The sequence below is a fragment of the Sphingomonas sp. genome (assembly GCF_019242355.1).
Taxonomy (GTDB): domain Bacteria; phylum Pseudomonadota; class Alphaproteobacteria; order Sphingomonadales; family Sphingomonadaceae; genus Sphingomicrobium.
This window is the reverse complement of sequence record NZ_JAFAVR010000193.1, coordinates 1-5,706: the sequence shown is the minus strand read 5'-3', so window position 1 is coordinate 5,706 and position 5,706 is coordinate 1. Positions and strand designations below refer to the sequence as shown.

Here is a 5,706-nt window from a genome sequence, read left to right as displayed (position 1 = left end):
GAGCGCCAGCCACCCGGTCCTCAACGAGGCCAAGCGCGCGATCGAGATTGCCGTCACCGACACGGGCATCGGCATTCCGGAAAGCAAGCAGCGGCTGATCTTCGAGGCCTTCCAGCAGGCGGACGGCACCACCAGTCGCAAATATGGCGGCACCGGCCTTGGCCTGTCGATCAGCCGCGAGATCGCGCGCCTGCTCGGCGGCGAGCTGCAGGTCCGCTCGAAGCCGGGCGAGGGGTCGACCTTCACGCTTTACGTCCCCGTCGAGGCCGCGGCGGCGGCGACAACTGGGATCGAAGGCACGGTTGCGCGCTACGACAACAGCGGCGCTGTCGTCCCGAGCGCCCTTCCGACGGGCTTCGAGGTCAGCGACGACCGCGACGACCTCGGCAAGGATCCGTTCGTCCTGATCGTCGAGGACGACCCGACCTTCGCATCCATACTGCTCGACGCGGCGCACGATGCGGGCCTCAAGGGTGTCGTCTCCACCGCGGGCGCCGGCACACTTGGCATGGCGCGCAAGCTTCAGCCGACCGCGATCACCCTCGATCTCGGCCTCTCCGACATCGACGGCTTCGTCCTGCTCGACTTGCTCAAGCACCACCCGGACACCAGCCACCTGCCGATCCAGGTCGTTTCGGGCGCCGACCGCAGCGCAGCGGTGATGGGGATGGGGGCGGTCGGCGTGACCGACAAGCCTGCCGAGCGCGAGGAGCTGGTGCGTGTCTTCTCATCGCTTCGAGAGCGGGCCAAGGCCCACAAGCCGCCGCGGAAGAAGGCCGCTGCTCCGGCCCCCGGCGCCCCGGTGCCCGAGCTCGCCGGCGCCAAGGTGCTCATCGTCGACGACGACATCCGCAACATCTTCTCGCTGACCAGCGTGCTCGAAAGCCATGACGTCGAGGTCCTCCACGCCGAAAGCGGCAAGGACGGCATCCTGATCCTGGAGCAGACGCCGGGCGTCGACGTTGCGCTGATCGACATCATGATGCCCGACATGGACGGCTATGAAACGATGCAGCAGATCCGGAAGCGTCCGGCGCTTGCCGAGCTGCCGCTGATCGCGGTCACTGCCAAGGCGATGAAGGGCGACCGGCAGAAGTGCCTCGACGCCGGCGCGTCAGACTATATCGCCAAGCCGGTCGATATCGAGCTTCTGCTCGCTCTTCTGCGCGTGTCGGTCGCCCGCTCGCGCGAGGCTGCGACCGGTGACCGCGCCGCGAGGGTCGCCGCCGAGTGAGCACTCGACTTCGAGATGTCGGTTCGGCCGAGCAGGCCACCGGGGAGGATGCCGTGGACGGCGTCGACGACCGCCCGCGCGTGCTTCTCGTCGATGACGACGAGCGCAACCTCCTCGCCGTCCAGAGCGTCCTTGAGGACCTGGGCGAAGTCGTGACCGCCCGATCGGGCGAGGAGGCGCTGCGCCACCTTCTCAAAGGCGAGTTCGCGGTCATCCTGCTCGACGTCTACATGCCGGGCATGGACGGCTACGAGACCGCCCAGATCATCCGCAGCCGCGAGCAGACCAAGGGCATCCCGATCCTGTTCCTGTCCGCGGTCAACAAGGAAGCCGAACATCTCCTGCGCGGCTATGCGATGGGCGCGGTCGACTATGTCTTCAAGCCGGTCGACGCGGTCGTGCTGCGCTCCAAGGTCGCCGTCTTCGTGGACCTGTTTGCCAAGTCCAAGGAGATCGAGCGCAAGGCTCGCCAGGAACAGGCCTTGCTCGACGCCAACCTGCGCGCCAACGCCGAGCGTCTTCGGGCCGAGCAGGAGCTTCGCCGCGCCGAGCAGCGGCAAGCGGTCATCATCCAGTCGCTGCCGATGCTTCTGTACCTGGAGCCTTATGAAGAGCGCCGGCCCAGCATTCCGTCCTATCTCAGCGGCGACTTCGAGGCGATCACCGGCTTCAAGTTCGACGAAATGGTCCGGCAGCCGGCCCTCTGGGCTGACCGCCTCCATCCCGAGGACCACGACCGCGTCGTCGAATCGCTCGATAATCGCCGCAAGCACGGCCGCCTTTCGGTCGAATACCGCTGGCAACACGCAAGCGGCGAGTACCGTCACTTCCTGGACCAGGCGGTCCTTCTCAAGGATCCGGACGGGCGGCCGGTCGAGTTCGCCGGGACCCTGACCGACATCACCGACCAGCGCTCGCTCGAAAGCCAGCTGATGCAGGCGCAGAAGATGGACGCGATCGGCAAGCTGACCGGCGGCATTGCGCACGACTTCAATAACCTGCTCGCGGCCGTCATCGGCGGCTTGGGTCTTATCGACAAGCGCGCCGCGCTCGACGACGACCAGCGCAAGATTCTCGGAATGACTCGCCGCGCCGCTGAGCAGGGGAGCGAGCTCGTCCGGCGCCTGCTCGCCTTTGCCCGCCGGCAGCAGCTCGAGCCGCAGCCGATCGACCTCGCGGCGCTTCGCCAGGCCGTTTGGGACCTTCTGACTCACACGCTCGGCGGCCTCGTCAACATCGAATGGCGCCCGGACGCGGGCCTCTGGCACGCCTTCGCCGACCAGGCGCAGCTCGAGCTTGCGTTGGTCAACCTCATCATCAACGCCCGGGACGCGATGCCGGACGGCGGCACCGTCACCATCTCGGCGAAAAATTCCCCCCTCGCCGGCGCCAATTGGGCCGATCTTCCGAAAGGGGACTATGTCTGCCTGTCCGTAGCCGACACGGGAACTGGGATTTCGGCCGAAGACCTCGAAAAGGTCATGGAGCCCTTCTACACCACGAAGGACGTCGGCAAGGGCAGCGGCCTCGGCCTGTCGATGGTCTACGGCTTCGCCAAACAGTCGAACGGCGCTTTCCGCCTGGCAAGCCGGCTGGGCGAGGGGACCGTTGCGGAAATCTGGCTCCCCCGCGCGCCGGCCCAAGAGCCGAAAGTCCGTGCCGGCAAGGCCGAGCGCAAGCCGAAGTCGGCCCCCGTCCCGAACCTCGGCATTCTACTCGTCGACGACCATGCCGAGGTCCGCACCACGACGGCGGCCCTGCTCGAGGACATGGGGCATCGGGTCGTCCAGCAGCCGAGCGGCCGCGACGCACTCGAGGCGCTCCGCGCCGGAAAATGCAGCTGTGACCTCATGATCACCGATTATGCGATGCCGCATCTGTCGGGCACCGAATTCCTTCGCGAGGCACGTGAGCTCTGCCCCGGCATCCCGGCGCTCATCATCACCGGCTATGCCGAGGCGGAGGCGATCGGCGACCGGGCGGAGGACGTCGAGGTCCTGCAGAAGCCGTTCAACGCGGCGGCGCTCGAGGACGCGATCCGTCGGGCCGTGGCGACGGCGGCGCCCGCGCCTTCGCGACCCGTTCGCGCACCCTCGGCCTAGTCCGCCCGATGGACGTCTGCGTCGTCGGCGCGGGAGCGATCGGCGGCTGGGTTGCGGCCCGGCTCGCGCTGGCCGGTCATTGCGTGATGGCGGTGAACAGCGGTGGGCCGCTCGGCCACTTGGACGTCAGCGAGCACGGCGAGACGAAAACCGCAGCCTTCAGCCACTTGGACGCGCCCGCCAGGCTGCTTGTTCTGGCGGTCAAGGCCCCCGCCTTGCCGACGGCCGCCGCCGCACTAGGGACGGTGGTCGGGCCCGATACCATCGTCCTCCCGATGCTGAACGGTGTTCCCTGGTGGTTCGTGGAATCTGCGCCGCTGCGCTCGGTCGATCCCGCCGGCACGGTCGCCACCGCGCTGCCTCTGCCGCAGGTCGTCGGCTGTGTCGTCCACGCCTCATGCTATCGCGACGGACCCGGCCGGATCGTCGTCAAGCATGCCGACAAGCTGATCGTCGGCGAACCCCGCGGTGGCCCGAGCGATCGCGTGGCCGAGGTGCGCGAACTGTTCGAGGGCGCCGGCATCCGCTGCGACGCCAGCGATAACATCCGCCGTGCGATCTGGTACAAATTGTGGGGTAACGCGACCATCAACCCATTGTCGGCGCTGACCCGTGCGACCGCCGATCGAATCCTGGCTCAGCCGGAATGCCGCGCCTGGATGCTGGAAGGCATGGCCGAACTTGCCGCCGTCGGCGCCGCGATAAGCTGTCCAATTACGGAGAGCGGCGAGGACCGCATAAAGGTGACGGAGCGGCTTGGCGCCTTCCGCACATCAATGCTCCAGGACGTCGAGGCCGGCCGCCCGATCGAGCTCGAGGCCCTGCTCGGCGCACCGCGCGAGATCGCTCGCCGCGAGGGCATTCCAACGCCCGCCCTCGACCGCCTCTATGGCGTTACGCGCCTGACGGCGGAGACCTTGGGATTGATCTAAGCCCGGGGGGCGACGCGGCCGACGCACTCGCCAAAGCCGATGCGCACCGCGCCGTCTTTCTCGCACCAGGCGCGTAGCGTGACCTCGTCGCCGTCCTCCAGGAAACTGCGGGTCTCGCCGGTCGCAAGCTCGAGCGGCTGCTTGCCGCCGCGGCTGATTTCCAGCAACGAACCCAGCCCGGTGTCGCTTTCGGTCGACAAGGTACCCGTGCCGATGAGGTCGCCGGGCTGCAGGTTGCAGCCGTTGCTGCTGTGATGGGCGATGATCTGCGCGGCGGTCCAGTACATCGCTGCCTCCGCAGAGCCGCGCGACAAGACATGCGGCGGCAGGCCGGCCACCCGCATCGCTTCGGTTGTCAGCATCGCTTCGAGCTGCACGCCCAGCCCGCCTTCGCGCTGGTCCGTTTCGTCGGTCAGATAGGGCAGTGGCGGCGGGTCGCCGACCGGCCGTTCCGGAACGGCGTTGCGGAACGGTGCGAGCGCCTGCGGGCTTACCACCCAGGGCGATATCGTCGTCAGGAAATTCTTGGCAAGGAACGGGCCGAGCGGCTGGTACTCCCAGGCCTGAAGGTCACGCGCGGACCAGTCGTTGAGCAGGCAGTAGCCGGCGATATGATCGCTCGCCTCCGCCATCGGGATCGGCGATCCCAATTCGTTCCCGCGCCCGACCCACAGGCCAAGCTCGAGCTCGTAGTCGAGCCGTCGGCTCGGTCCATGATCCGGAACCTCGGCATCGGCCGGCTTGCGCTGGCCCAGGGGCCGGATCACCGGCTCGCCAGACGCGCGCACCGAGCTTGCCCTGCCATGATACCCGATCGGCACGTATTTGTAGTTCGGGAGCAGCGGATTGTCGGGCCGAAACTGTTTGCCGACATTGGTCGCGTGATGGATGCCGACGTAGAAGTCCGTGTAGTCGCCGATCAGGCACGGCACGTGCATCCGCACTTCGGATTGAGCGACCAGGCTGGGCTCGACGTCGTCGCGAAAGCGCTCGTCGCCGAGGATCTCGGACAGACGCTCGCGGAACTGGCGCTGCGCGTCCGCGCCGCGGGCAAGCCAGGCATTGAGCACCGGCTGCGACAGGTCCTCGCGCCAGTCCTCGTCGAGCAGGTTGGCGATGGCGCTCAAATCCACCACGAAATCGCCGATCGCGACGCCCGGCCGCCGACGCCGTTCGCCGGCCGAGAAAATCCCGAGCGGCAGGTTCTGGATCGGGAAGTCGCTTCCCTGCGCGCTCTCGCACCAGCTGACAAGCGCTGGATCATTGCTCGCGTCAATCACGGCAGCCTAGCTTTCGGGAAGCCCTGCCAGGCGAAATCATAGTCAGGCTGAGCGCGATCCAGGGCAAATTGGGTCGGACGGTAAGGCCAGCATGTCTCGACCATGAAGGCCATCGTCCCTTCGATCTTCATCGGCCCAAGCCCCACTTCACTCGCCTT

At 67.4% G+C, this 5,706-nt stretch carries 5 protein-coding genes; 3 read left to right on the top strand and 2 right to left on the bottom strand.

Annotated features, from left to right (window positions below):
• The 3 genes from JOZ79_RS09645 to JOZ79_RS09635 form a co-directional block, all read left to right on the top strand.
• Nucleotides 1–1,234 (top strand): response regulator (locus tag JOZ79_RS09645; RefSeq protein WP_294073582.1); only part of this gene is annotated, 1,234 nt, incomplete at its 5' end.
• The gene (locus tag JOZ79_RS09640; protein ID WP_294073580.1) at nt 1,231–3,336 is read left to right on the top strand and encodes a response regulator; all 2,106 of its coding nucleotides are present in this window, start codon (nt 1,231–1,233) and stop codon (nt 3,334–3,336) included. The genes JOZ79_RS09645 and JOZ79_RS09640, both read left to right, overlap by 4 nt.
• Nucleotides 3,337–3,344: 8 nt before the next feature.
• Nucleotides 3,345–4,268, top strand: a complete 924-nt coding sequence (locus tag JOZ79_RS09635; RefSeq protein ID WP_294073578.1) for a 2-dehydropantoate 2-reductase — start codon at nt 3,345–3,347, stop codon at nt 4,266–4,268.
• On the opposite strand, the gene fahA is transcribed toward JOZ79_RS09635, so the two are convergent.
• Together fahA and JOZ79_RS09625 are read right to left on the bottom strand one after the other, a co-directional pair.
• Nucleotides 4,265–5,548 (bottom strand): fumarylacetoacetase, encoded by a 1,284-nt coding sequence (gene fahA / locus JOZ79_RS09630; RefSeq protein WP_294073576.1) that lies wholly within the window; start codon nt 5,546–5,548, stop codon nt 4,265–4,267. The two genes, JOZ79_RS09635 and fahA, sit on opposite strands and share 4 nt — an antisense overlap.
• Nucleotides 5,545–5,694, bottom strand: a complete 150-nt coding sequence (locus JOZ79_RS09625; protein WP_294073584.1) for a homogentisate 1,2-dioxygenase domain-containing protein — start codon at nt 5,692–5,694, stop codon at nt 5,545–5,547. The genes fahA and JOZ79_RS09625 overlap by 4 nt, the downstream gene beginning before the upstream one ends.
• Nucleotides 5,695–5,706: the final 12 nt, after the last annotated feature.